This is a genomic window from Shewanella waksmanii ATCC BAA-643 (assembly GCF_000518805.1).
Classification (GTDB): Bacteria; Pseudomonadota; Gammaproteobacteria; order Enterobacterales; family Shewanellaceae; genus Shewanella; species Shewanella waksmanii.
The window spans coordinates 129,600-154,455 of sequence record NZ_JAEH01000001.1; the positions used below are offsets into that span (position 1 = coordinate 129,600).

Annotated in this window: 25 protein-coding genes; 19 read left to right on the forward strand and 6 right to left on the reverse strand. The window is 44.5% G+C overall.

Annotated features, from left to right (window positions below):
- The first annotated feature begins 80 nt into the window (after positions 1–80).
- Entirely contained in the window at positions 81–2,030 is a 1,950-nt protein-coding gene (locus tag L865_RS0100570; RefSeq protein WP_342666120.1) for a multiheme c-type cytochrome, read from the forward strand.
- Between the two features lie 209 nt (positions 2,031–2,239).
- Here L865_RS0100570 and L865_RS0100575 read toward each other — a convergent pair whose 3' ends face one another.
- Positions 2,240–2,623: a hypothetical protein gene (locus L865_RS0100575; protein WP_028771440.1), complete on the reverse strand. Its 384-nt coding sequence runs from the start codon at positions 2,621–2,623 to the stop codon at positions 2,240–2,242.
- Between the two features lie 280 nt (positions 2,624–2,903).
- Here L865_RS0100575 and L865_RS0100580 point away from each other — a divergent pair, with 280 nt between their 5' ends.
- Positions 2,904–3,383 carry a YHS domain-containing (seleno)protein gene (locus L865_RS0100580; protein ID WP_245608367.1) on the forward strand — a complete coding sequence of 160 codons (480 nt, stop codon included), beginning with the start codon at positions 2,904–2,906 and terminating at the stop codon, positions 3,381–3,383.
- Positions 3,384–3,465: 82 nt separating this feature from the next.
- On the opposite strand, the gene L865_RS0100585 is transcribed toward L865_RS0100580, so the two are convergent.
- Entirely contained in the window at positions 3,466–4,380 is a 915-nt protein-coding gene (locus tag L865_RS0100585; RefSeq protein ID WP_028771442.1) for an AraC family transcriptional regulator, read from the reverse strand.
- A 1,124-nt stretch (positions 4,381–5,504) separates the two neighbouring features.
- Here L865_RS0100585 and L865_RS0100595 point away from each other — a divergent pair.
- The 11 genes from L865_RS0100595 (at position 5,505) to L865_RS0100645 (ending at position 14,396) form a co-directional block, all read left to right on the forward strand.
- Positions 5,505–6,020, forward strand: coding sequence for a hypothetical protein (locus L865_RS0100595; RefSeq protein WP_245608368.1), 516 nt, complete (start codon positions 5,505–5,507; stop codon positions 6,018–6,020).
- A gap of 144 nt (positions 6,021–6,164) precedes the next feature.
- Entirely contained in the window at positions 6,165–6,665 is a 501-nt protein-coding gene (locus tag L865_RS0100600; RefSeq protein WP_028771444.1) for a Na+/H+ antiporter subunit E, read from the forward strand.
- Entirely contained in the window at positions 6,665–6,961 is a 297-nt protein-coding gene (locus L865_RS0100605; RefSeq protein WP_028771445.1) for an MrpF/PhaF family protein, read from the forward strand. The genes L865_RS0100600 and L865_RS0100605 overlap by 1 nt, the downstream gene beginning before the upstream one ends.
- Positions 6,958–7,299, forward strand: coding sequence for a monovalent cation/H(+) antiporter subunit G (gene mnhG, locus L865_RS0100610; protein WP_028771446.1), 342 nt, complete (start codon positions 6,958–6,960; stop codon positions 7,297–7,299). Before L865_RS0100605 ends, mnhG begins: the two co-directional genes overlap by 4 nt.
- Positions 7,300–7,328: 29 nt before the next feature.
- Positions 7,329–8,321 carry a Na(+)/H(+) antiporter subunit B gene (locus tag L865_RS22775; protein ID WP_372847088.1) on the forward strand — a complete coding sequence of 331 codons (993 nt, stop codon included), beginning with the start codon at positions 7,329–7,331 and terminating at the stop codon, positions 8,319–8,321.
- Entirely contained in the window at positions 8,302–8,664 is a 363-nt protein-coding gene (locus tag L865_RS0100620; protein ID WP_028771447.1) for a cation:proton antiporter subunit C, read from the forward strand. Before L865_RS22775 ends, L865_RS0100620 begins: the two co-directional genes overlap by 20 nt.
- Positions 8,664–10,142 carry a monovalent cation/H+ antiporter subunit D family protein gene (locus L865_RS0100625; protein ID WP_028771448.1) on the forward strand — a complete coding sequence of 493 codons (1,479 nt, stop codon included), beginning with the start codon at positions 8,664–8,666 and terminating at the stop codon, positions 10,140–10,142. The genes L865_RS0100620 and L865_RS0100625 overlap by 1 nt, the downstream gene beginning before the upstream one ends.
- Positions 10,139–11,629: a monovalent cation/H+ antiporter subunit D family protein gene (locus tag L865_RS0100630; protein WP_028771449.1), complete on the forward strand. Its 1,491-nt coding sequence runs from the start codon at positions 10,139–10,141 to the stop codon at positions 11,627–11,629. The genes L865_RS0100625 and L865_RS0100630 overlap by 4 nt, the downstream gene beginning before the upstream one ends.
- On the forward strand, positions 11,619–11,969 hold the full coding sequence (locus tag L865_RS22780; RefSeq protein ID WP_037470256.1) for a hypothetical protein: 351 nt from the start codon (positions 11,619–11,621) through the stop codon (positions 11,967–11,969). The genes L865_RS0100630 and L865_RS22780 overlap by 11 nt, the downstream gene beginning before the upstream one ends.
- A complete protein-coding gene (locus tag L865_RS0100640) occupies positions 11,956–13,656 on the forward strand; it encodes a Na(+)/H(+) antiporter subunit D (RefSeq protein ID WP_028771450.1) in 1,701 nt (566 codons plus the stop codon). The genes L865_RS22780 and L865_RS0100640 overlap by 14 nt, the downstream gene beginning before the upstream one ends.
- Before the next feature lie 269 nt (positions 13,657–13,925).
- On the forward strand, positions 13,926–14,396 hold the full coding sequence (locus L865_RS0100645; protein ID WP_028771451.1) for a Fur family transcriptional regulator: 471 nt from the start codon (positions 13,926–13,928) through the stop codon (positions 14,394–14,396).
- A gap of 593 nt (positions 14,397–14,989) precedes the next feature.
- Here L865_RS0100645 and L865_RS0100655 read toward each other — a convergent pair.
- Positions 14,990–17,101, reverse strand: coding sequence for a TonB-dependent siderophore receptor (locus L865_RS0100655; protein WP_028771452.1), 2,112 nt, complete (start codon positions 17,099–17,101; stop codon positions 14,990–14,992).
- A gap of 408 nt (positions 17,102–17,509) precedes the next feature.
- On the opposite strand from L865_RS0100655, the gene L865_RS0100660 reads away from it, so the two are divergent.
- Entirely contained in the window at positions 17,510–17,908 is a 399-nt protein-coding gene (locus tag L865_RS0100660) for a MerC domain-containing protein (protein ID WP_037470258.1), read from the forward strand.
- Between the two features lie 199 nt (positions 17,909–18,107).
- Here L865_RS0100660 and L865_RS0100665 read toward each other — a convergent pair whose 3' ends face one another.
- The gene (locus tag L865_RS0100665) at positions 18,108–19,616 is read right to left on the reverse strand and encodes a DUF3360 family protein (protein ID WP_028771454.1); all 1,509 of its coding nucleotides are present in this window, start codon (positions 19,614–19,616) and stop codon (positions 18,108–18,110) included.
- A gap of 306 nt (positions 19,617–19,922) precedes the next feature.
- On the reverse strand, positions 19,923–20,144 hold the full coding sequence (locus tag L865_RS0100670; protein WP_028771455.1) for a hypothetical protein: 222 nt from the start codon (positions 20,142–20,144) through the stop codon (positions 19,923–19,925).
- A 559-nt stretch (positions 20,145–20,703) separates the two neighbouring features.
- Here L865_RS0100670 and ssp4 point away from each other — a divergent pair.
- The 4 genes from ssp4 to L865_RS0100690 all read left to right on the forward strand — a co-directional run bounded on the left by ssp4 (position 20,704) and on the right by L865_RS0100690 (position 23,100).
- Complete coding sequence (gene ssp4, locus L865_RS0100675; RefSeq protein ID WP_028771456.1) at positions 20,704–21,630, forward strand: Ssp4 family T6SS effector; 927 nt, start codon at positions 20,704–20,706, stop codon at positions 21,628–21,630.
- Positions 21,620–22,093, forward strand: a complete 474-nt coding sequence (locus tag L865_RS0100680; protein ID WP_028771457.1) for a hypothetical protein — start codon at positions 21,620–21,622, stop codon at positions 22,091–22,093. The genes ssp4 and L865_RS0100680 overlap by 11 nt, the downstream gene beginning before the upstream one ends.
- Positions 22,094–22,599: 506 nt before the next feature.
- Positions 22,600–22,773: a hypothetical protein gene (locus L865_RS25375; RefSeq protein ID WP_157577374.1), complete on the forward strand. Its 174-nt coding sequence runs from the start codon at positions 22,600–22,602 to the stop codon at positions 22,771–22,773.
- A 78-nt stretch (positions 22,774–22,851) separates the two neighbouring features.
- Entirely contained in the window at positions 22,852–23,100 is a 249-nt protein-coding gene (locus L865_RS0100690) for a hypothetical protein (RefSeq protein ID WP_028771459.1), read from the forward strand.
- A 62-nt stretch (positions 23,101–23,162) separates the two neighbouring features.
- Here L865_RS0100690 and L865_RS0100695 read toward each other — a convergent pair whose 3' ends face one another.
- On the reverse strand, positions 23,163–24,032 hold the full coding sequence (locus L865_RS0100695; protein WP_028771460.1) for a hypothetical protein: 870 nt from the start codon (positions 24,030–24,032) through the stop codon (positions 23,163–23,165).
- 289 nt (positions 24,033–24,321) lie between these two features.
- Between L865_RS0100695 and L865_RS0100700 the strand changes: the two genes are divergently transcribed.
- Positions 24,322–24,813 (forward strand): hypothetical protein, encoded by a 492-nt coding sequence (locus L865_RS0100700; RefSeq protein WP_028771461.1) that lies wholly within the window; start codon positions 24,322–24,324, stop codon positions 24,811–24,813.
- Positions 24,814–24,856 lie beyond the last annotated feature (43 nt).

Here is a 24,856-nt window from a genome sequence, read left to right on the forward strand (position 1 = left end):
ACACATATGTTCAGATTTTGTTGAATTCTTCTATATTGTATTTACTGCATTTGCAGAAAAATACCTATAAAGGGATAAAAATGATGAGAACATATAACAAATCAGTACTTGCGATGGCGTTAGTGGCCGCCATCGGTATGGCGGGGTGTAGTGACGGTGAAGATGGTAAAGACGGTGCTCCAGGTGAACCAGGAGCGCCAGGTGAACCTGGTGGTTCGCCTGTTGTAGAAACTTCCGAAGTCACTAATGTTGAGTTTATCTCTCACCTAGTTGAAGAAGGTAAAGTCACTCTTGAGTTTGAAATCACTAACGAAGAAGGCAATCTAATTAATGGCTTAACAGACGCAGCAGTCTATTTAGCCCTTAAGACAGACAGCGGTATTCAGCGCTCTCGTGACGGCGAAGTCGGTGGCAGCGTAACAGTAGGAGGTGATGCACCTACTGAAGGCGCTACATTAACTATGCTAGATGATGGCCATTATCAGCTTGTTGCACCAATCGCTTCGGTTCAGGCTGATTCAGAAGTGTTAACTCGTTTACAAGTGGGTGACGGCGAAACCATTGCTGACTCGCCTTACATTATTGTTAACAAACCAGAAGGCATTCATACCACAACGACTGAAACCTGCTATTCATGTCACGTTGACTATGCGACTTCTGATATTAAACATGCCAAATATGTTGCACTAAACACTAGCGGAGAAGTTGATTTTGTTGGCGGTTGTATGGTGTGTCACAACAACGTACCACGCGATATTGCAGAAGATGGTTCTTCTTTAGACACTGGTGGCTACGCTAAAAACACCATGCAAAAGCTGGGTCATATTAATCACCAAAAATTTGAAAAAGATTTTGCTCCAACTAACTGCTATACCTGTCACGCTGAACCTGTAATCAATACAAGTATTGCGGGCAATGGCTGTTCAGATTGTCACGGAACAGGTCAATCAGCGGTAATTGTTCCTTCTGATGGTTTCGATGCGCGTGCATTCCATGCTGAAAAATCAGGTCTTGATACACTTCAAGCAATGCGTGTTGGTTATAGAGCTGAAACTACTGACCCATTTAAAAACGACTTAGGTGAGTGGTGTACGACTATGTCGCTGTATGAAGTCACTGGTGAGACCGAAACAATGGTTAACATCGGTGATTCTTATAACCCAGATGGCGGTGCTCATATCCCAGGACAACCCATTGTATATGCAGGCGCATATCTACACGGTTATTATGATGAATCAATCGTAGGTCGTTTTGGTGGTCATACTGATGGCGAGTACAAAACTGACAATGCCGATGGTAGTCGTACACATTGTTACCCTGTAACGAATGCTGGTTTTGAAAGCTCTGCAATTATGGCTTCTGCCCGTATTGGCTTAAGTTATGATGGCTGGGTAGATAGTGACAGTGAATATAGCATCTCATTTACCGCATATTCTGATGCCGTAGATTACGACACACTTGAGCCAGCTATGGCTTATGAGCGTCGCTTATCTGTGACTAGTGACAGCTGTACGACTTGTCACACAAATGAGACAAACTTCCACAAAAATGGTGCTTACAATAATGGCGGTATGGACTGTGTAGCTTGTCATAACAATGGTCAAGATCGTCGCGGAGCATACTCAGCGCCAGGTTATGGACCAATGGTTCACAGCATGCACTGGGGTCGCGGTAACATGTTAGGTGACAAAGCTCCAGAAGCGAACTCAGCAGCAAGCTTAAATGGTGATAACTGTGTATCTTGTCATGCTGACGGTGTCAGCCTAGCTGATATCCCTAACCAATACATCCTTTCTAAAGCGTTTAATGAAGGGGTTGCTGGTGTAATGACTAGCCCAGTGACGGCCAACTGTATTGCTTGTCACGACAGTGCTTCTGCTCAGAACCATATGGAACAAAATGGTGGTGAATACAATGTTCCAGCGGTAACGGGTGAGTGGTACAAGCAAGATACAATGGAATCTTGTGCAACCTGTCATGATACTGGTAAGTCGTTCGGTATCGATATGTTCCATAACTTTGAACGTTAGTACCAACATCGCTTAAAGGCGAGAACCTGGGCGACCTGAGCAATAGCAGGAAGCCCGCTACAATTACTGCTTTGCAGCATCGCGAGTAGTATATGGGGGATGGAAAATGGCTACCCTGCAGGCCGTCATTTCTATCCCCCTTTTTCTTGTCTAGGTTTTAGCGGCTAACTAGGTTGGTACCTTGCTATCTCAGCCAAGATATACAGCGGTTAAGACAAGCTCTGTAACCCATGTTGCCGCCCAACCTCGTTGGCTACCGTTAACAACCTATCTTTAATTGCTTGCTCAATCCCAGACCCAGCCTGGACTATATCTGCCACAGCGATAAACGCAACCGTCTCCAATTTGTCGCTGTCATGATGGTAGGCAACGCCCGCTTCCTGTACCCAACTCGGCGCCGCTATCTGTTCGGCTTGACTTGCGAGCGTATTGACTAAGGTAAACCTAAAGGTCAAAACACACGCTTCATTGGCATACCAGTCGGTTTTCAACGCTTGAAAATTCAGCCACATCTCCAATTGCGCTAATAGGGGGTTAAGCAATTTTGAAAAGTTGCCATCGGCGATGACGGTCATTGGAAACTCTTGCTGCATGTATTGATCCCTTGATTTCACTTAAGTCAGACTGCCGCCCGCTGCAAAGCCGGGCATCGATACTCATTGAGCTAGCTTGCGACCTTATCCACCTTGATGCAACTAATGCTTAAAAACAATACACCTAGTTGAGCTTAGACACTTGGCTCTTAGTAGCCGATAAAGCTTGGCTTATCACCATCCGGACTTTTAGACATAACAAGCTGACTTTTGGCCATATCGTCCACTAATACGCTTATCTAAACTAAATAACACTTAAACCAAACCAAGAGAATTTATTATGTCTTTCGCTAAATTGATGACTAAATCAGCCACAACACTGATTGCTGCTATCGCACTCACTATCAGTACTTTTTCCCATGCTGGTGTCGATACTGAAACTGACGCTAATGGGGTTATTCTGGCTGGCCATGATGTGGTCGCCTATTTTACTGAAAACAAGCCCGTAGAAGGATTGCCGCAATTTACTGCAAGTTATAATGACGCCATTTATCGTTTTAGTAGCGCCGAAAACCGCGATACCTTTGTAGCAAATCCAGATAAATACGCACCGCAATATGGTGGGTTTTGCGCCTATGGCATGACCTTTGGTAAGAAGTTTGAAATCGATGGTAAAGCCTTTGAAATCGTCGACGGCAAACTATTTGTCAACAAAAACCTCAGTGTATATGAAGCTTGGAAGAAAGATGTACCAACCCATATCAACCAAGCACAAGCGCAATGGCCTAAGGTGAAAGACGTGGCTGCCAGCAAGCTATAACGATTGCTATCCCTTATTATCAAACAGCGACCTGTATTATACTGGCCGCTGTTTGTATATTTACAGCTTAAATCTCGCCATATTATGCTTTGTGAGCCCGAACAACTCCCGGAGGTTCACCCAAAGTATTTCGATAAGCTTTACGAAACGCCGCTTCTGATTCATAACCACTTTGCTGCGCGATCTGCGATACCGACAACTGGGTCGTTTGCAGCATATGCCTAGCTTGAGTCATACGCCATAGCGTTAAATACTTCATTGGTGACAAACCAACAGTTTTGCTAAACATCTCAGCAAACGTCGAGCGACTCATAAACGCTTGTTCCGCTAGGGTCGACAGTGTCCATGGTTTTTCCGGCCCCTGGTGAATCGCATTTAACGCCTTGCCCAAACGCGCATCAAATAATGCCCCAAGTAACCCTGTTTCTAATTCACCGCTGGCCATTTGCTGGCGCAGCAGTTCAATAAACAGCAAAAACGCAATTTGGTCGATGACGCTATAAAATCCAGGCTGGCGCTGCTGCAATTCATTGAGCATTTGGCTAATCAAACCAGCAACTCGCTGCCCTTTTTGCTCACTATCTGATTTAAGCACTATCACTGATGGCAATGCCGCCAGCACCGGAAATAAGGCAGGATTGCCAAATTCAAAAAAGCCACACAGCATATTTGTGGCTTCACCCTCGTGCTCTATTGGCGCATTAACTAGTGCTGGAGCTGGCCGCGTAGCCGAGCTTGATATCACATGGTGTGCATCATGTGGAAATACCACCAAATCATGAGTCGTTAACTGCTGTGGGGTTTTACCTTCGAAATGTAGCCAGGCGCTGCCGGATCCAATGAGATGAAATGGAATACGTTTACTACCCGCAGTATCAACCGCCCAAGATCCACAGAAGTCACCGTTGACATAAACTTCCGCTTTTAAGTCTAAACGGGTCAACAACTCGCTAAGCGGGTCGGGGTCGTTAAGGTAGATATTTGGATTCTGAGACATAATGTTGCCGGTGAAACTAACCTAGTAGCGAATAACAACTCAGTATACTCAATCTATAACAAACAGATACCGCTAACACCGTTAAACCTTAGGTGATGGGCGTAACCCATTAAACCAGTATCAATTGCACTTTTTTCCACGGTACGAAGTCGTCATAGTGATGAGTAAACATGGGGTAAAATAGCCATGCAGCAATATCGCATAAAGTTAATTGTTTTTATCAGCCAGGCCCCTTGGCCTATAAGCCCGCTGAAATGCATTGCGATACCCAACATGATGGCGTAGGCAGACAATGGGTAACCGCATGGTCAGCCAAGCAGCTATCAGTGAAAATAGCTTAAACAGCCGCTGGCTCGCTGACCATTCATTTTAGTGTTTAGCAGTAGTCGCAATGTCCGCAACAATTGATAGACGTACTCTAAAAAACGCACAAAACACAAACTGTTCCGCTGCTAAAAAGTGATAATAAACGGCGTTTTACACGATGCTAACCATGACAATTTTAACCGAATAGATTAGCAATACTGTGCATTGCAAACTATCAATCTAAGCTAACCTTACCCGCTAAATTCACATCTATTTTAGCGTCAAAATAGGCAGTCGCTAACGAGTTGATTTTGATAATAACCCGACAACAAAACTTAAAATAAACTTAAAAACAACTTAAGCTTAAATTAAAACAGGCTTAACCTAACATAAATGAAAACTTAACCCACAGCCGCTTTGGTACTTAAACAAACATCAAAATGCCTTACAGCACGTGGGTTAACAAGGGTTTGATAGTACAACTCGAAATTCCCGTCATGTAGCGAAACAATATCCGAGTTTACTCTGGGTTGGTATTTAAACTTAAATAATTTATGTTATAAATAAATGAGTGGAGCAAAAGAAGTTGGTTTCACATTGATTTCATGTTGATTTAAGTAAGCGTATTACTGATACAAACGTAGCAAGGATATCAATACCTTACTACACTTATCACTAAGGAACGTCACTTAAAACAGGCAAAGTCAGCGCGCAATGCCAAAACATACCAGTAAGTAATAAAGGTAATAAAGGTAATAAAGGTAATAAAGGTAATAAAAATTTACCGTAAACCAAAAGACTTACTGCAATGAGCAATGATGAATCTAAGTTCTGCTAATTACTTATCGATGAATAAGAAAATATTAAACCAAGGGGTTTATATGGGGATCATTCGACTCTTAGTGCTAGTAACATTGACTCTACCAGTTTCATTCTCAACCACGGCAAATAACGCACAAGATGAAGAGCAACTGTTACTTTCATCTTGTATGTCACTCAAAAACTCGACTGCAGATATATCTGCAAGTCCATGCGCCTATTATATTCAAGGTTTTCTCGCTGGCTCATTAAATACCAGCCACCATTATGAAGTCAGAAAAAGTTCTGGCGGCTTTCAAGACAGGGCTTACCGCACCCGTGTCGGTAACCAAACATCAAAAAAGCAACCTGCAGATGTTTGTATTTCAACAAATAAAGATCAACAACAACTGGTTGAAAATGTCGTCAATCGAACACTAGAACAGATGCCAGCATCGACTGACTCTTTACAGCTTTTACATAACCAAATTTATCAAGCATTAGCCGCTGAATCATCATGTGAACAAGATGATTAACCGACTAATGTCGCGTTAAAACTAACGCAAAAAGCAACTAGACTAGGATGAATACAGCTTCAACATGCCGGCACCCAAAGTGCCTTTTTATGCAGTTACGCTAGGTTTAACGACAACCTAAAATGAGACAAAGTACTAACTAACATGACTGAAAAAAATAACCGCAGCTTTGTTCCAAGCCATAAGCTCAGCCTACTGTTAACTCTGGCGCTATTCTGGTGGATTAACTCCAACTACAGTAATCCACTGTTACTTTCATTAGGTGCAGCATCCATCATGCTGGTGCTCTATATCGCGCAAAAAATGGATGTGATAGATCAAGAGTCACAGCCGATTCACTTATCCGCCAAACTGCCTAGCTACATTGTTTGGTTAGCCAAAGAAGTAGTGCTATCTAATATCAGTGTTGTTAAGCATATTTGGTCAGGTAATAGCGGTATCTCCCCCACCCTAACAACCATTGATACCCGCCAGTGCACCGACATAAGCAAAGTGATCTACGCCAACTCCATCACTTTAACCCCCGGCACTGTCGCCATTGATTTAATAGATGATCAACTCACTGTTCATGCCTTAGATAAGGCTGATATCGACACACTAAAAACCGGCGAGATGGACAGCCGGGTAAGAGAGCTAGAAAACTAATGTTAGCTGCTGCCACCGTTGCCATTCTTGTCGTTATGCTGCTCGCGATCATTCGCTGCATTGTAGGCCCTACACTTTACGACCGGATACTGGCTTTCAATATGTTTGGTACCAAAACGGTACTCTTGATCTCAGTGTTGGGCTTTTTAATGGGTCGACCAGAGTTTCTCGATATCGCCCTTGTGTATGCGCTGATTAACTTTATCAGTGTCATCGGCGTCCTACGCTTTTCTGACTCGGCCGAGTTTAAGGTTACCCCTTACGACAGTCACACAAACAAGGAGAGTGAAAAATGAGTCTCTTGCTCGATATAAGCAGCGGCTTATGCCTGCTCATCGGTTGCTTTCTTTGTCTGTCAGGCGGTGTGGGCATTTTGCGCTTCCCAGATTTTTATACTCGCATGCATGCGGTCAGTGTCACCGACACTTTAGGGGCTGGCTTAGTACTTTTAGGATTAATGCTACAAACCCCTGACGGTTTAGTGCTGATAAAGTTGATTTTGATTTTAGTCTTCACCTTGTTTATCAATCCTTCAGCCAGTCATGCGTTAGCAAAAGCTGCGCTGCATAACGGCTTATCGCCTAAAGAAGGCCGCCGTGCAGATAAGGGAGGAAACACGTCATCGAAGCTTTAGTTGATATTGTACTGCTCACCTTTCTGGTCGTGATCGCGATTGCGATTGTACGCAGTAGAGATTTGTTAGCGGTCGTCATGTTAACCGGCATTTATGGTTTACTCTCTGCCAGTTTCTTTGTGGTACTTGATGCCGTGGATGTCGCGTTCACCGAAGCATCAGTAGGTGCCGGTATTTCAGGCTTACTCATGTTGTCAGCCATCACAATGACCGGCCGTAAAGAAGCGCCAAGACGCCATAAACCTTTCCTCGCACTGTTTGTTGTACTGGTTACTGGCGGCATGCTGATCTACGGCACCATGGATATGCCGTATTTTGGTGCAGTTGATGCGCCAGTTCATCAGCATGTAGCACCGCGGTATATTCATGAGTCGATGCAAGAAGTGGGCGTGCCTAACATTGTGACCGCAGTATTAGGTAGCTACCGTGCCTTCGATACTTTAGGCGAAGTTGCAGTTATCTTTACCGCTGGTATTGGTGTGCTCTCATTGCTGTCTCTTCCTAGACGCCGCAAGAAATACCAAACAGACGAAGCCACAGAAGAGCAAATGCATGAGCGCCACATGGTACTGCGCATTGTCAGTAAAGCGCTGATCCCCTTTATCCTTTTGTTTGCCCTGTATGTGCAATTTCATGGCGACTTTGGCCCAGGCGGCGGCTTCCAAGCAGGTGTCATCTTTGCGGCAGCCATTATTCTCTACACCATGCTATTTGGCTTAGATACTGCTAAGCGGGTATTTAACCCAGCACTGATCCAAATCCTCGCAGCGGTGGGACTATTGCTGTACGCCTGTGTCGGGGTCGTGTCGATGCTCAATGGCGCTAACTTCCTAGATTACAACGCGCTTGCTGAAGATGCAGTTGCCGGACAGCACTTGGGGATTTTGCTGATTGAATTGGGCGTAGGTATTACCGTTGCCGCAGTCATGTTAAGCATCTTTTTCAACTTTGAAGGTCGCAGACAAGCACAGCTACACAACGCTAAACAAAAAGGGGAGCAAGATGTTTCTCGGACTCTATAACTATTGGATTGTGGTGCTGTTGATGATGATCGGTTTTTATATCGTTATCGCCCACGGCAATTTAATTAAGAAGCTGGTTGGACTCACTATTTTTCAAACCTCGGTCTTTATTTTCTATATCAGTGTAGGCATGGTCGAGCGCGGCAGTGCGCCGATTTTAGCAGAAGGAATTAGCGATTACTCAAACCCGCTACCCCATGTGCTAATTCTTACCGCCATTGTGGTTGGCATAGCGACCACAGCATTAGGGCTGGCTCTGGCGATCAGAATCAAAGAAGCCTATGGCTGCGTAGAAGAGGATGAGATCCAAAGACAAGATCAGCTTAACGAGGACAAATCATAGTGTTAGCTCACCTGCCTGTTTTACAAGTTGTGCTGCCACTGATGGCAGCGCCGTTATGCTGGTTCTTAAACCGCTCTAAACTCGTGTGGATATTTGCCTTAATAGTTAGTGCAGCAACCTGCGTCAACAGCATCTTGCTGCTGATGGAGGTGATGAAGTCTGGCACGATTATCTATGAACTTGGTGGCTGGGAAGCACCATGGGGAATTGAATATCGCATCGATAAGCTGAATGCCTTTTTGCTGCTTATCATCTCCACGATAGGCACTGTGGTGCTGTTTGCTGCCAACACCAGCATACAAAAAGAGTTAGACGAAGATCGCCATACCCTGTTTTATAGCCTCTACCTACTGTCGTTAACCGGTATGTTCGGTATTGTGGCCACCGGCGATGCGTTCAACGTATTTGTATTCTTAGAAATATCTTCCTTATCAGCTTATGCCTTGATTGCACTCGGACGAGACCGACGGGCACTGTGGGCCGCATACCAATACCTGATCATGGGAACCATTGGTGCCACATTTATCCTCATTGGTATCGGCATGCTCTATCAGATGACCGGTACGCTCAACATGAGTGACTTGGCTACCCGGCTCGTTGATGTGGGTCATACTCGCACTGTGTTTGCCGCGTTTGCGTTCCTGATTGTTGGTATCTGCTTAAAGCTGGCATTGTTCCCACTGCACCTGTGGCTGCCCAATGCTTATGCCTATGCGCCTTCAATCGTGACTGCGTTTTTAGCGGCCACCGCCACCAAAGTCGCGGTGTACTTACTCATACGCTTCACCTTTACCGTATTCGGCATTTCATTTTCGTTCACCACCTTGCCACTGCAAAGCATTCTGATGGTGCTTGGGCTTGTGGGGGTATTTGCCGCCTCCATCACCGCAATTTATCAGCAAAATGTGAAACATATTTTGGCCTACTCAAGTATCGCGCAAGTGGGCTATATGATTATTGGTTACTCCATTAATACCAGTACCGGTGTTATGGCGAGCTTGCTGCACTTGTTTAATCACGCCTTGATGAAAGGCGCACTATTTTTAGCATTAGGGGCGGTGATGTACCGCATTGGTAGTGTGCAGCTTAGTCAATTCCAAGGCTTGGGCCGACAAATGCCCTTAACCATGTCAGCCATTGTGATTGGCGGATTGAGCCTAATTGGCGTGCCATTAACCGTTGGTTTTGTCAGTAAATGGTACCTACTCATTGCCAGCGTTGAAGCGGGTATGTGGCCAGTAGCCGTGTTGATTCTACTCGGCTCGTTGCTAGCAATAGTCTATATCTGGCGCATTGTGGAAACGGCTTACTTTAAGCCACCACTGCCAGGGCGTGAAGCGGTGAAAGAGGCGCCTTGGACATTCCTTGGTCCTATTTGGGCACTTGTCATCGCCAATATCTATTTTGGTATCGATACTCGTCTGAGTGTGCAGGTCGCACAGGCGGCTTCTCAAAGCTTGTTTGGAATTAACCCATGAATCTTTCTTTGACGCTGATGTTACAGCTCACTATTTTGTTGCCGCTAGTGGCAACCTTGGCAATAGCGGTAACGGGAAACAAACCTAACCTTCGTGAAGCCGTTACTATCAGTATCAGCTTGGTGGTGCTTTACTGCGTAGTTAACCTCTACCAAGCCTTGAATGCGGGCGCGACGATTGCTGTGTCGTGGTGGACATTGATGCCCGGCTTAGAAATAAGCTTTGTCATTGAACCACTAGGGATGCTTTTTGCACTGATAGCCAGCTTCCTTTGGTTAATCACCACCATTTATGCCATTGGCTATATGCGTGGCCATAACGAGCAAAATCAAACCCGTTTCTATATCTGCTTCGCGTTAGCCATTAGTGCGGTAATGGCACTGGCATTTTCGGCCAACCTATTCACCCTATTTATCTTCTACGAAGTGCTCACCCTTTCAACCTATCCATTGGTGACTCACGCGGGCACCGACAAAGCGAAACAGGGCGGTCGGGTCTATCTGGGTATCTTATTGAGTACCTCCATTGCCTTTTTCCTACTGGCCATTATTCTCACTTGGTTTGTCGGTGGCAGCCTAGACTTCACACCGGGCGGCGTATTTGATGCCAATGTCGACACGACTGTGGCTGGGGCCATTTTGGTACTGTTTATCTTTGGTATTGGTAAGGCAGCCATAATGCCATTTCATCGCTGGTTGCCTGCGGCAATGGTGGCGCCGACACCGGTCAGTGCACTACTACACGCCGTTGCGGTAGTAAAAGCAGGGGTATTTACTGTACTTAAAGTCTGTATCTTTATTTTCGGATTAGATTTACTGCCTCAACTGCCAACTACCGAATTTTTGCTTTATTTAGCCGCATTTTCGGTACTGATGGCATCGATTGTGGCAATGAAACAAGACAACCTTAAAGCCAGATTAGCCTACTCAACCGTCAGTCAATTAGGCTACATCACCATAGGTGCGCTGCTGGCCACATCGTCGGGGGTCATTGGCAGCTCGATGCATATCGCTTCGCACGCATTCGGTAAAATCACCCTATTCTTCTGTGCTGGCGCTATTTTGGTTGCTGCACATAAATCTAAAGTCAGTGAATTACGCGGTTTAGGCTTTACTATGCCAATCACTATGGCGGCATTTTTCATCGCCAGCCTCAGTATTATCGGCGTGCCACCAGCCGGCGGCACTTGGAGTAAATGGTTCTTATTAATGGGCACAGTCGAAACTGGTTATTGGGTCATTATGGTGACCTTAATGTTGAGCTCATTACTCAATATCGCCTATCTGTTGCCGATCCCATACCATGCCTTCTTCCCTGGGAAAGGGTATCAAAAGGCTAGCGGCGGCATTAAAGAAGCGCCCCTGTCGTCACTAATTGCAATAACCATCACCACTCTAGGCTGCTTGACTATGTTCATCTACCCACAGCCCTTTTATGAATTGGCGAAAGCTATCTTGACTGTATCTGGAGTCAGCCATGGACAATGAGAAGCAGTACTTATTTGATAAACCAAAGAATATCCAGCGTATCTTATATCTTCTATACGCCTGCTGTGCATTGCTTGTGGTACTGGATTTCGTTATTCACCGCCACGTGTACCATAGCTGGGAAAACCTTCCTATTTTCTACCCCATCTATGGCTTTATTGGCTGCGTGATTTTGGTATTGATTGCCAGCTGGATGCGCACCTTTTTGATGCGCCCTGAAGATTACTATGGCCCCGTTGAAGAGCCTGATAACAGTAAGATTAAAATAGTCGACGTCAGCCATGACCACGCCAAAGAAGCTAACAATAACAATATAGGTGATCGCAATGTGGATGCTTGAGTTACCGCCGTTTGTACTGTTTTTAATTGGCGGACTAATTGCTGCTACAACACGCGGAAAACTGCGTGGTGCGTTAATGGTAGCGATTCCGGTGATCAGTGGGTTGCATTTGTGGACCGTCCCTGAAGGCATCCATCTACAGTTGATGTTTTTAGACTATCAATTGGTTCCCTATCGCGCCGATAAATTGAGCCTGATGTTTGGCTACATATTCCATATCGCCGCCTTTATTGCCATTGTGTATTCTTTACATGTTAAAGATACCGTGCAACAAGTCGCAGCCATGCTTTACGCAGGTAGCGCTATTGGTGCAGTGTTTGCGGGTGATCTGCTTACCCTGTTTGTATTCTGGGAACTACTCGCCTTTACCTCAGTATTTTTAATTTGGGCCCGCCGCACCCCCGCAGCATACAGTGCCGGGATGCGCTACCTGATCATGCAGGTACTCTCAGGGGTGATTCTGTTGGTCGGGGCACTATTTTATATTGCCGAAACCGGCAGCGTCGCGTTTGACTTTATCGGCCTAGAGGGCATTGCTGGCTGGCTCATCTTTATCGCATTTGGTATCAAGTGCGCCTTTCCATTCGCCCATACTTGGCTTACCGATGCCTATCCAGAAGCCACGCCAACCGGCACAGTAATACTCAGCGCCTTTACCACTAAGGTAGCGGTTTATGCCTTAGCCCGTGGCTATCCGGGAACAGATTTGCTGGTATACATTGGGGCCGCCATGACCTGCTTCCCTATCTTCTTTGCCGTGATTGAAAACGATTTACGCCGAGTACTGGCTTATAGTTTAATAAACCAAGTAGGCTTTATGGTGGTCGGTATTGGTATCGGTACAGCGCTAGCGTTAAATGGCGCGGTATCTCATGCCTTTAATGACGTGATCTTTAAAGGCTTGTTGTTTATGAGTATGGGCGCAGTGTTACATATGACTGGGCGCATCAATGGTTCAGATCTTGGCGGCCTGTATAAAACCATGCCTAAAACCACCATTTTATGTATTGTCGGCGCCGCCTCCATCTCGGCCTTCCCACTGTTTAGTGGCTTTGTGAGTAAATCGATGGTGATGTCTGCCGCGATAGAAAATGGTCATGATTGGGTTTGGTTGATGCTGCTATTTGCCTCTGCGGGTGTGTTCCACCATGCAGGTATCAAGATCCCTTATTTTGCATTCTTTGCCCATGACTCAGGGATCAGAGCCAACGATCCACCCAATAACATGGTCTTGGCAATGTTCATTGCAGCCTGTTTATGTATAGGTATTGGTATCTATCCGGCAGCCCTGTATTCGCTATTGCCATATGACACAGGTTACAACCCATATGATGCGACCCATGTACTGGCTCAAACGCAATTATTGTTGTTCTCAGCACTGGCATTTGTATGGCTAAACCTTAAAGGGATGTACCCACCGGAATTGCGCTCAACTCACCTCGATGTGGACTGGGTGTACCGCCGTCTAGTGCCTAATGCCTTGCAGCGGATGTTTGCGGTTATCTGGAAAGTTGATGGTAGCGTACGCCAAGCCGTACTGGGCAAACTAGACCAATGCCAACAATTTTTTGCCCGACAACTGAAAGGCGGCGGTAGCTTTATCTCTAGTGCTTACCCATCTGGCAATATGGTGCTGTGGGTCGCTGTAATTCTTGCGGCCTACCTGTTCATTGGTTTTGTTAAATAGGCCCAATTGAGCAACGCTTTTCAGCATTAACTACTCAGCTCGCTAAGTCACAAATCATTGACTTAGCGAGCCGTTTCATCAAAACCTTATGACCCCAAGCAATACGCATTAACGCTGCGCTTCAGCTCGTCACTCAACTTAATCGCCGTTAAACACCGCAAAATAGCAGGATTATTAGAAGATACCAGCTTGTTTTACTGTTAATCATTTACAATGGCGCCGCGACAAGAAATAATAATGCCAACATCGATTTGCTGCTAGATTGGACTATGCCTACCCCTGATAACACTGCTATTTTTGTTAAAGCCGAACAGATATGTCGCGACAATGGCGTAAAGCTAACAGCCAAAAGACGCAATGTGTTAGGCGTATTGCTTGATTCCAGCAAACCTTTGTCAGCCTATGAAATTGCCGACATCTACCGCGATACCCATAATGAGTCACTCGCGCCCATGTCGGTGTACCGTATGCTTGATATTTTAAGTGCACTCCCTTTAGTGCATAAGCTGTCATCTGAAAACAAGTACTTGGCTTGCTCCCATATTACTTGCAGCCATGCCCATCAAGTCCCGCAATTTTTAATCTGTAAAAGCTGCGGCAAAGTGGCAGAAAAAGGCATACAAACTAGCGTAATCGAGGCCCTTAAAGAGAGCATCGAACAAGCCGACTTTCAACTGCTTAACTCGCAGATTGAACTGCAGTGCTTATGTAATGAGTGCGCTAACCCAAGCAATAGCTAGCTAATCCCAACTCCCCACAAAGCGGCTGATGCTAGTTAACTAGATTTAACGCATTGCGTCGCTGGCGATGCTAAGACAATGAAGTTTGGTGTTTTGCCGCCAAGTTGACTCCTTGCGATCAATAATAGCGTTACTGCCGAAAGTAAGACAAAAAAGCCGCTGTTTTTCAACACGGAGTTGACTGTTGTCAAACTCCCTATTTCGAGAAGTGAAAAACTGCAGCTGACGCAGTATTACTGAGGCTAAGTAGCTCCTTAAAATCATTGCGTCGCTGGCGATGCTAAGACAATGAAGTTTGGTGTTTTCGCCGCGGAGTTAGCACCTATATGCTTAAAAATAGCGTTACTGCCGAAAGTAAGACAAAAAAGCCGCTGTTTTTCGACACGGAGTTGACTGTTGTCAATGAGTATCGAAAAACTGCGGCTGATGCAGTATTACTGAGGCTAAGTAGCTACTTAAAATCATTGCGTCGCTGGCGATGCTAAGACAATGAAGTTTGGTGTTTTCGCCGCGGAGTTGACTAGTGTCAATGAGCAGCGAAAACAGCAAACTGAGGCAGTATTAGCAAGCCTAAGCAGCTATTAACCTAAAAGTTAGAATTGATACTTAACACTGGCCGTAAAATTCAAAGGCTCACCCGGCATAGTCCAGAGCTTATGGTAGGAGCTTTCAAAGTACTTCTCATTAAACAGGTTATTTACGTCCAGCATCACGCTAAATCTACTGGTTAAATCCATTGTCGCTGACAAGTTGACTAAGGTATAAGCGGGCAGGATATAGTCAGGATCGGTTGTTTCACCTAGACGATCACCAACATAGTTCACTGTGGCGCCAAAGTAGGTTTCTTTGCCCATAATGTCAGTGAAATGCCTCAGTGAAACATGACCTGCATGCTTGGCTACGTTGATAAGACGTGAGCCTTTGGGGATAGGCACGCCCCAGTCATTATCAATAAGATCTTTGGCTGTTCTTGCATCTGTATAAGCATAAGCCACATCAATACTGGTATCAGATGTCAGATAGGTGGTCATTTGAAACTCAACCCCCTGACTCTCTACTTCACCTAAGGTCGCTGACAGGCCAGTATCTGGCTCTGCGGTCAACATGTTAGTCTTGCTGGCATCATACAGCGCTAGACTACCCGAGAAGCGGTTGGCTACATTTTGCCATTTAAGGCCGATTTCAAACGATTTAGTTTGCTCTGGCTCAAACGGATTTCTGTCGGAATCTAGTCCTGGGTTGGGTCTAAAGCCTTCTGCATAACTGGTGTATGCATTGATGCTGTCAGTCAGTTCATAGACAAAACCGAAGCGCGACGAAACCTCTGTTTGGTCTTGCTCTTGAAACTCATCATCTAATTTGTTGAGAATTTCTTGGTTGAACTTATCGACCCTAAAACCGAGCAATAACTTGGCCTTGTCGGTCAGTTCAATCAGATCTTGAGCGTAAAAGCCTACGCCATTTTGCTCTTCCTCTGTCAAAGTTGTCGGTGTGGTTTCAGGTCGATCCATCGTGTAGTCTGGGCTATTGGGATCGATTGAGTAAGTCGGATCGCCAGAGCCCCAAGCGGTGCGCCACACTCGATAATCAGTATCTAATTGGAAGTTATAATAATCTAAACCAATCAATAGGTTATTTGTAAACCCAGCGAGTTCAACATCACCACTAACTTCAAAACGCGCCGAGAAATCTTGCGCTTGATAGTCACGCTCACGTCTTTGTCTTGAAAGCGTATTCGGGTCTTCGTACACCAGTTGTCGACCATCGGAGAGCTCTGTATCTGACGATTGACCTTTAAAAGATGAATCACGGTACGCTAAACCAGTAAGGATATGCCAACTATTGCTAAGTTGATGATTTAACACTAACTGATGACCTAAAGCCTTTACAGTATGATCACCATCGCGAGTATCACCATAGAAAGCAGATGTATCAACAGAGTCGAAATCATTATCAAGCACATAGACACCACGCTCTAATGGTTTGCGCTGATCAAGAATCTCCATTTCATAGCTAATACTGGTGGCATCTGAGATATTCCAAAGCAATGATGGGCTCAAGTTAAAGCTTTGAACATCAACATGATCACGGTGTGTCTCTGAATCCTCATAAAAGCCATTGATGCGGTAGGCCACATCATCTGTCAAACCTTTAGTATGATCAAATTCGACCTGCTTTTGATTAAAGTTACCTAACGTTCCCTTGATGTAACCTTGCTCGTAAAATTGTGGTTTTTTGGTGATGATATTAACGGTGCCACCGGGTTCACCTTGACCGTACAGCGATGAACCAGGCCCTTTCATCACCTCAATAGTTTCAATGTTGGCGGTATTTCGGTTGCCGTTATAACCGCGAGAGTTAAAGCCGTTAACTAAGTAGCCCGTTGGATTATTCTCGTCCCCTGAAAATCCACGAATTGCAAAGCTGTCAAACATACCGCCAGAGTTATTTTGTCTTACCACGCTTGGAGAAAAGTCCAAGGCATCCATGAAGCGGGTTATCCCCTCTTTGTCCAACGTGTCGCCGGTAATTCTGTCTACTGCTTGCGGTGTTTGTATCAGCGGGACATTACCTCGATAAGGCTGCCATAAGCGCTTCACCTCAATACGTTCTATATCATCTGAAGTTTCTATGGTTTGGTTACTATCTTGGGCTAACGCTCCATTGGATACGATAATGGCTGAATATAGAAAATACTTGTTCACGTGCTCTGCTCTAAATGGACGACAAAATAAAAGCGCAATGTTATAACATAACATTTTAACCGTCAAAGACAGATATGTGACAAATTATCAAAGTCGCTGCTACGCCTTGCTAGTACATCAAGTCAGTTAACACATATCCAAGCTGGCTTTTAATCATCCAGTGTTGAATGTTCAATAGACAAAAGCCATTCCCTATTAATCCCTATATGGCTAAGTCGCTGACACCTTTAATTAAACGTAAGCCCTATTGCCTACGCTACGGCACCATGCTTTCCTGTGACGAGTAAACGCAGCAAAAGACAACTGAACACATCAATTACAAGTGATAATGATATGTTATAGCATTTCAATTTATTTTAATGTCTAATAGCGCTAACACTGAACAACAGGATGTTTACGCCAAACCTTATGAACTATACAACGCAAGCTGTACTCGATAAATTCGCCATTAGCATTTCGGCGCTGTGTGCAATCCATTGTGCCCTCACCCCAGTATTATTGGCCCTTATGCCGTCGTTATCCGCCTTAGGATTAGCCGATCACCTATATCATGAAGTGATGGTATTGATTGTATTACCGACCAGTATGTTAGCGGTATTGCTCGGCTGTAATAAGCACAAAGACATGCGAGTATTGGTGTTGGCAGTTATCGGCTTACTGACACTCGCAGGCTCAGCCATTTTTGGCCATGATTTTCTGGGTGAGACAGGAGAAAAAGCAGCCACCATGATTGGTGCAATCATTATTGCAATGGCACATTGGCGAAACCTTGGCCTTTGCCGTAAACAAGCCTGTGCCGAAAAATAACGGCCATATAAGTACGTTACTATTAGCCAGCTGCGGCAATAGATCACAGCAAACGAATCAAAGCGCGCTGATATTACATGCTGGCGCAAAGGGAGAAACAACCCGTTGCCTCCCAATGCCCTGTTTTGCACTGGGAGTACGAGCATGTCAGCCCTGAGCTGTGCTCCCGAACCTGTGCTCCCTAACCTATAGACTTAGGTTATTTAAGCCCCGAAATTAGCGGTGGAATACCAGGTAGCAAACCAACCATCGCCATCACCCCGGTAAGGATAACAAACATAATACTCGGCGCTATCCAGCGATTCATTTTGGTGAGTTTAGCGCTTCTGTCTTTGCAGCCAATTAAACCTAAGTTATCCAGCAACATGGTCAATGACCAACCAAAGGCGGGGTTAACCAATACCGACGAGAACACCACGATAGCCGCAGATTGAGTGGTTTTACCCTCACGGGTCATCTCCATGCCCGCTTCAAGCAGCGGAATAAACACCCCAACAACTAATGCCACACACAGAACCGGCTCCCAGATGGCCAGATCCATTGGGTAACCCCATAACGCAGCAATCACACAAAACAGCGCTGTAAGCAGAGCACCAGCGGGAATAGGCCGCTTGGCAATTGCCGCCGGTACAATGTACGTGCCCCAAGATGAGGTAAAGTTGGCCCCACCAAGCAAAGAGCCCACAGTTTGACGAATCGATGCACTGGTCATGGTGTCGTCAATGTTCATATGCACTTTTTCAGTACGTGGTGGGTAGTTAATCTTTTGAAAAACTTGATGACCTAAAAAGTCAGGCGACCACATAGCAACCGCTAAAATGGCAAACGGTAGCACCACCATAAAGCTTTCAATAGTGGGCAAACCTAACATCCAGCCAGAATCATCCCCCCACCAATACATGGGGTTCATGTTTGGCAAACCAGGCGCGGTTTGAAACTCAAAAGGCGCGCCCATAGCAAACGCTAACGTACCACCAAGCAAACAACTTAAGGGCACAGCCAGCCAACGCTTGCGCCAATGCTCAAGCAACGCGTATAAAATAATGGTGCAAAATATCACCACAAACGCGATATGCGCCATGCCAATGCCTTCAGCCCACGCATACAGCTTTTTCACCTGAGAGGCGGTGCCAACAAAGCCGAGGTACAGCAGTAACCCGCCGCACACTCCTTTACTGGTTAGGTTGGCCAACATACTGCCACCTTTGCTGATGGCCAATATTAAGCCTAGCGCACCAATCAATAAGCCAAATGCCATCGGGTGGCCACCCGCTGCCACCACAATGGGAATGATAGGAATCAACGGACCATGGGTACCCGCCAAATTAGCTGTAGGTAGAAGAAAACCGGAAAAGACCACAATGAAAAACGCGGCAATGATCAGCTCGTAACGAACATTTTCTAAAATAAAGCTTTCTTGTAAACCAAGTGAGGTGGCAAAGGTTGTGGCAATGGCACCAACCATCACGACCTTACCTATGGTAGCCGCCATTGCGGCAATCGAATCTTCTGCCTCAAAGCGATAATCTCGCCGCGGTAAATTGGCCCGCCAACGCTTGGGGTTCATGATGGTCAGTTCATGTTCTAGATACGCTTCGCGTGACTCAAACGTTGAACTGGCTCGGTGTTGCTGCTGATAACTTTGACCGTCACCCGCCCTGTGCTCTGCATCTGCTGACGCATGCACTGACTTTGAATTACTGCTCATATCAACCCTATTACTCACCCGCAACCGAGTGGACTACAAAATAGATTAGAGGCACCTTAACTGAAGGGCGCAGCCATAGCGAACAATAAAAGCGGAATTGGACTCAGACATTAGTCGTAGATAAACAATGATTTACGAGCAGAAATGCAATAATTGATCAACTTAACAGCTTGAAATAGCAATAAGAAATTGTGGCTAGCAGGCGAACAACTCCTCTGTTTAATAAGAGTCACTCGACTATCTATTCGGGCTAATGCGCTACCGTTTAGCTTTGCACACAAACGAGATTGTGCCCTAACTACAGGCTTACTTTGCCTCTTTAGCAAATAAGCTTTTAATCTTTTTAAATAACCAGCCAATGCCATCGCAAATCATACCAAAGACGCGGCCAATCCCCATCATCACCAGACCAATAACAAAGTAGAGCACAAATGTTTGCCAAGAATCCGCTTCTAGAAAAAGAAACAGCAGCACCCCGAGTGGAATAGACAGCAGTAACCCTATCTTCAAGTAATATTTATAACCCATAATTTCGATAGCTCTTGTTGGCAAAGTGAGTTTAAGGACAAAGACGGCTGAGCGATCGTCCGCTCAGAGCTGGGGAATGATAAAAAAGTATTTACTAGAGTGACAGACAGAACAGGCGAAATGTATAAAACTGCTAAGTTCAGAACTAGCAGCAGTATGTCATCACTCAAAAGAGCGAATAACCAAAATATAAATTGGCGATTAATTACTCTTAGTAAATGCGGGCTACCAGCGCACTTCGCTTAACCTAGACACCTACACACAAAAACCGCACATAGATTGCTATAGAGTGGTAATCACAAAGTAACCTAGGTATTTCTATGGGGTAATTGTTAAAGAAATAAGCAACCGGCAACCAGTTTGCTTTTACCCACTTCCTCTATTACCTTGTCTGACAACAACCTAGTATGCCCCTCCTTTATACATACTAAATAAACTGTAAGTATTAAATAATAGAAACTATCAGTTTTCGAACAGCTAGCGGCTATAAAAGAGAAAGGTTTCGTCGTAGAATCGTTTTCAACCAATGGATGGTTGAGAAAGATTAAAGGAATAAAACATGTCTGCGACTTTTTTACGTTCTCCCTTGCAAGAACACAAAGAACAAAGCCTCAAAATACGCCTAAAAAACCAATTGAATGTAGCTAATATATTCAAAGCCCTAGATTCAGACCCAAAAACAACAGGTGCTGGTGTCGTTTTCATCGACCATGAATTCACGGTAGTAACATTAAGACCATTCGTCCCAATTTGCCGCAAAGATCCAATACGGCTGATTTTAAGGGAGCCTCCAAAACAAATATCAGCATCAAACTACGCAAACGAACTAAAAACATCTCGCCGTGAAAGCAAGCTAACAGGCGAGCTATTGAATACAGGGTTAAGTTGCAGTGCAGCAGTTCTTAGTTGGATTGTCATTTATGGTAGTGCAGTTGCAATCCCGCTGACAGGCGGCGCGAGCACTGTTGTTACCTATCTAGGCGGCGCCGCTGCAGTAGCTTCGCTTGGACAGTGCTTTAATGGCATAGCCCGCTCATTTACGGAGGCAAATAGCCCCGAAACACTAGATAAAATTGACGAAAAGGAATGGTATCAAGCTGCTGTCAAAGCTTTAGATGTGATCTCATTAGGCGGCGCAGCCGCAGCGGGAGCCACAACAATTAAAATGATTAAGACAATTAACCTCACGACATCAAAGTCTATCCTACAAGTGCTTAAAGGATTGAGCCGGCCCGAAAGAAAACGTCTAACAATGGAAATACAAAGATTAAATAGCCCTGGAATAAGCGCGCAAACCATGAAGGCACTAACAAACTCAGGAAAGCTCACTGGGCGTTACAGTAGCCAAGCATTAGTCAATGCTATTTCACTAAACTTGAAAAATGCTATTAGCGCGAGCCTGAGCGTCACAGGTAGTTCATTTGATGGTAGTTTGAAAAATATTGCAGTGGGTATTTATGAGGAAATCTCTTCTTATGAAAGATAGCATTTTCGATAGGTACAAATTTAGTATAGGGACTTTTGCTACAGGTATTGCTGTCATCATGCTACTGATCATCAGTGGGAGTGCAGCATTATCTTTATTAGGGCTTTCAATAAAACAGAACTTCAGCCAATTCTCAGATGATAACTACCTAACCTTTTTAACTGCCGCGGCCACATTTTTAGCCGTTATCACCATCATCCCTAATATAATGATCACGCGGGGAAAACCAAAGGCAGCAAAGGTCAATCAATACAATATCTGGCTTCAGTTGTTAATATATCTCGTCGTAATCGTGACTTTTGAACACGCCCACAAATGGCTAACCGTTTGTTTAATATCACTCCCCGTTTTAACCCATAGCCTAATGAAATCTAATAAATATGCGGCATGCCTTGTTTACTTTGAGGAAATGCATAAAAACCCAGAGGCTTTTCGGGAACAGCTGTTAAAAAGGCTTAAATAAAGCGAGAGCTCATTAGCTTAATCGTCGCTCACATCTTGATACGTAAATCAACGTCGGCCTTGAATTGATAACGCTGCTTAGTCAACACAAGAGAATAATAACAGTAATCAATGAGACTAATGACCAGAAAAGTGACTCAGTCACTGTTGGCCATCCTAGTGCTGACACTCTTCATCATTGGTTACTGTTATGCACTAAATGATGAAATCGCGATGCTAGCTAGAGCCAAAGAACAAGCGGCCCTGCTGAAAATTAGGCCGTTGTTGCCGCCTCTATTTTTCATGATGCCCGCATTAATCATCCTAATATGGGGGTTAATTCAGAGAATCAATAACACGCATTCCATGCACAAGCAAAAACGCCAAATATTATTAATAGGCCTCTGCCTACCACTCTATATACTCGCTGCCACTATCTATAATTTACAGATCACGAGCTGGCTGACAACAAAAGGATATACACAATGTCATTGGTATTCCGGCGCTTCATTTGGAGCCGCGACTATCATGGTTAACAATACTCAACTATGCATACCTGACGGCTACCAAGTAAGAACAGAGCTTCTAGAGTGGTTTGAAATCCAATACCAAACAGGGGTTAGTCCAACACCAAGTCAGGCTGCCTCACAACAACAGCAGTTACTTCAAGACTATCAGAAACGATACGATCTGGTATTGTGAAGCGATTAATTTATAAATGACTGAGTACCAACCAATTTAGTATTGCTCTATTGCAAGCTGTCAAACAAGGAGTCGCTTATGTTATCTAAAGCCTATAACGAAGGAATGCTAGCGGAGTCGTATTTAGACAATCCCTACGAGATAAACACCGAAGCATTTAACGACTTTGAACGAGGGTTAACCCAGGGTTTAAAGCGCAATCCGCATAAACAGCTTAGGCAGCATCACTCTCTAAATAAACATCAACGGCCTCATAAACCCAGTTTCACAGCAGAATCAGTACCCATCAAAAAAGGCTACGACTACAAACAGCGAAAAGAAAAGTAACCGCTCTAATCGTTCGCATGGTTACTATTAGGGCACCAAAATTAGGTTCAATCTCATCATACTTATTTACTCGCAGAACCATCAATAATGGTGATGACGCCTTTGGGGACTACTTGCCTATTTACGTCAACCACCACCAGTCCGTATGCTTCTATAGCGCGATGAAGCGATTGCCAAGACTGTAAAGAGAATCCACTTACATCATAAAACTCAGAGAATGGATTTTGCGCTTTCAAATCCACTACATTGCCATTGTTATCGATAACTTTAGTAAACTTATAATGGATATTGTTATCCATATCGACAAAGTCCACTATCGCATAGGCCTTACTTTTATCTACAAACTCAAAAGCTATCGCGGGTGCTGTGAGTGACATACCTATATCAATTATTTTTGAGGCGGCTTCAATATAGTGAATCACCTTCTCATAAATTTTGTTCTTACTAGGTTGGCCATTAAAGTAATCGATAACATCGTTTTGACGAAAAGAAGCGCCTACTAAGTCATAGCCGCTAGGAACAAGCCTTTCTGGAATACTAACTGAGGTGCCTTCTGACAGCGCTCTGAACTCTATCAATGCCGAAGAAAAGTCATGAAAGTTTGTCTGCTCAACATCTATCAAACTCTGCTTTTTAGCGGTCAAAATGTTTTCTTGCCAACAATTAACGATAACATCGCCCTTTCCATCGGGCTCTCTACCATCTGAATCGCATACCGTTCTCGAACCTTTCTCAACTAAGTATTTGCGTAAGTCAGCATTTTCCGCATTAAACACATTAACGACAATGGTCTGTTTATCAATAGCATTTTCTTTCGCAACCTGAACAAACTCACTTTCAGTAAAGCAGCTTGTGCATTCCACATGAAAAGCATCTATCGCTAGCGATGAAAACGGGATGGCAAGCAAGAATAAGGCTGGTAAACATCTCATAAAAATCCCTTATATGTACAACCAATATGAACACTGCTTTCATAAAAACAGGCTACAAACAACAAAAACCTTTATCTAAAAAACCACTTATAACGTACTTTCTGTTACATATTCGAATATCTCATAGTTTCTAATTAACTACAGAGCTTAGGTCTAAATATAATATCCAGAAATCTACAGGAACACTCCGCACAATGTAGCGATCGATTGCAAGCCTAACACCATCTTTTAACAGAAATACAATGAGCGGTTGCTATTAGTTACCCACAAATCTACAGAGTCAATTGACATGAGAAAATTAATCACATTTTGTATCGCCAGCCTTTTATCACTAGCCGTTTCTGCATCAAACGAGGGAATAGACCATAGATTTTCTTGCAACTATACTGTAGAAGACTCAGCTGACGGAGAAAACAGGTACTATCCCCGAAAATTACTTTTATCAGTAAAAGGAGAAACAGCTGTCCTAACATTTGGGGCAGACGATCGCATTACAGGAATGTACACTTGGAACCAAGCGAGCTCTAAAACCCCTGAGTACACAGGAAGTGTTTGGAATGTCCATCACTACAACAAAGAAAGTAATGGTGTTGAGGTTCTCACCTCATACGCTTTCAATAGAGTTAGTCCGGATGCTTTGTATACAAAAGAAGACGGCACAATGGGTATAATTAATACTGTTAAGCTAGCCAAAGTGACTACTAACTTAACCAAAGACTTGATTGTACGTGCTGAAACCTTTGTATTAGCGCAATGCGAAACCTACTATAAGCCCCTTTAAGCGACAAACTTACCTCAGCGCCTCTGTGGTTCCACCCAGCCAC

Excerpts from the sequence above, each read along its gene's own strand:
- L865_RS0100665 (WP_028771454.1), bottom strand. The coding sequence starts at position 19,616 with ATGAGCAGTAATTCAAAGTCAGTGCATGCGTCAGCAGATGCAGAGCAC.
- L865_RS0100600 (WP_028771444.1), top strand. The coding sequence starts at position 6,165 with ATGACTGAAAAAAATAACCGCAGCTTTGTTCCAAGCCATAAGCTCAGC.
- L865_RS0100595 (WP_245608368.1), top strand. The coding sequence starts at position 5,505 with ATGAATCTAAGTTCTGCTAATTACTTATCGATGAATAAGAAAATATTA.
- L865_RS0100690 (WP_028771459.1), top strand. The coding sequence starts at position 22,852 with ATGTTATCTAAAGCCTATAACGAAGGAATGCTAGCGGAGTCGTATTTA.
- L865_RS0100680 (WP_028771457.1), top strand. The coding sequence starts at position 21,620 with ATGAAAGATAGCATTTTCGATAGGTACAAATTTAGTATAGGGACTTTT.
- L865_RS25375 (WP_157577374.1), top strand. The coding sequence starts at position 22,600 with ATGGTTAACAATACTCAACTATGCATACCTGACGGCTACCAAGTAAGA.
- L865_RS0100570 (WP_342666120.1), top strand. The coding sequence starts at position 81 with ATGATGAGAACATATAACAAATCAGTACTTGCGATGGCGTTAGTGGCC.
- L865_RS0100640 (WP_028771450.1), top strand. The coding sequence starts at position 11,956 with ATGTGGATGCTTGAGTTACCGCCGTTTGTACTGTTTTTAATTGGCGGA.
- L865_RS0100695 (WP_028771460.1), bottom strand. The coding sequence starts at position 24,032 with ATGAGATGTTTACCAGCCTTATTCTTGCTTGCCATCCCGTTTTCATCG.
- L865_RS0100585 (WP_028771442.1), bottom strand. The coding sequence starts at position 4,380 with ATGTCTCAGAATCCAAATATCTACCTTAACGACCCCGACCCGCTTAGC.
- L865_RS0100605 (WP_028771445.1), top strand. The coding sequence starts at position 6,665 with ATGTTAGCTGCTGCCACCGTTGCCATTCTTGTCGTTATGCTGCTCGCG.
- L865_RS0100630 (WP_028771449.1), top strand. The coding sequence starts at position 10,139 with ATGAATCTTTCTTTGACGCTGATGTTACAGCTCACTATTTTGTTGCCG.
- L865_RS0100660 (WP_037470258.1), top strand. The coding sequence starts at position 17,510 with ATGAACTATACAACGCAAGCTGTACTCGATAAATTCGCCATTAGCATT.
- L865_RS22780 (WP_037470256.1), top strand. The coding sequence starts at position 11,619 with ATGGACAATGAGAAGCAGTACTTATTTGATAAACCAAAGAATATCCAG.
- L865_RS0100580 (WP_245608367.1), top strand. The coding sequence starts at position 2,904 with ATGTCTTTCGCTAAATTGATGACTAAATCAGCCACAACACTGATTGCT.
- L865_RS0100620 (WP_028771447.1), top strand. The coding sequence starts at position 8,302 with ATGTTTCTCGGACTCTATAACTATTGGATTGTGGTGCTGTTGATGATG.
- mnhG (WP_028771446.1), top strand. The coding sequence starts at position 6,958 with ATGAGTCTCTTGCTCGATATAAGCAGCGGCTTATGCCTGCTCATCGGT.
- L865_RS0100645 (WP_028771451.1), top strand. The coding sequence starts at position 13,926 with ATGCCTACCCCTGATAACACTGCTATTTTTGTTAAAGCCGAACAGATA.
- L865_RS0100575 (WP_028771440.1), bottom strand. The coding sequence starts at position 2,623 with ATGCAGCAAGAGTTTCCAATGACCGTCATCGCCGATGGCAACTTTTCA.
- L865_RS0100670 (WP_028771455.1), bottom strand. The coding sequence starts at position 20,144 with ATGGGTTATAAATATTACTTGAAGATAGGGTTACTGCTGTCTATTCCA.
- L865_RS0100700 (WP_028771461.1), top strand. The coding sequence starts at position 24,322 with ATGAGAAAATTAATCACATTTTGTATCGCCAGCCTTTTATCACTAGCC.
- ssp4 (WP_028771456.1), top strand. The coding sequence starts at position 20,704 with ATGTCTGCGACTTTTTTACGTTCTCCCTTGCAAGAACACAAAGAACAA.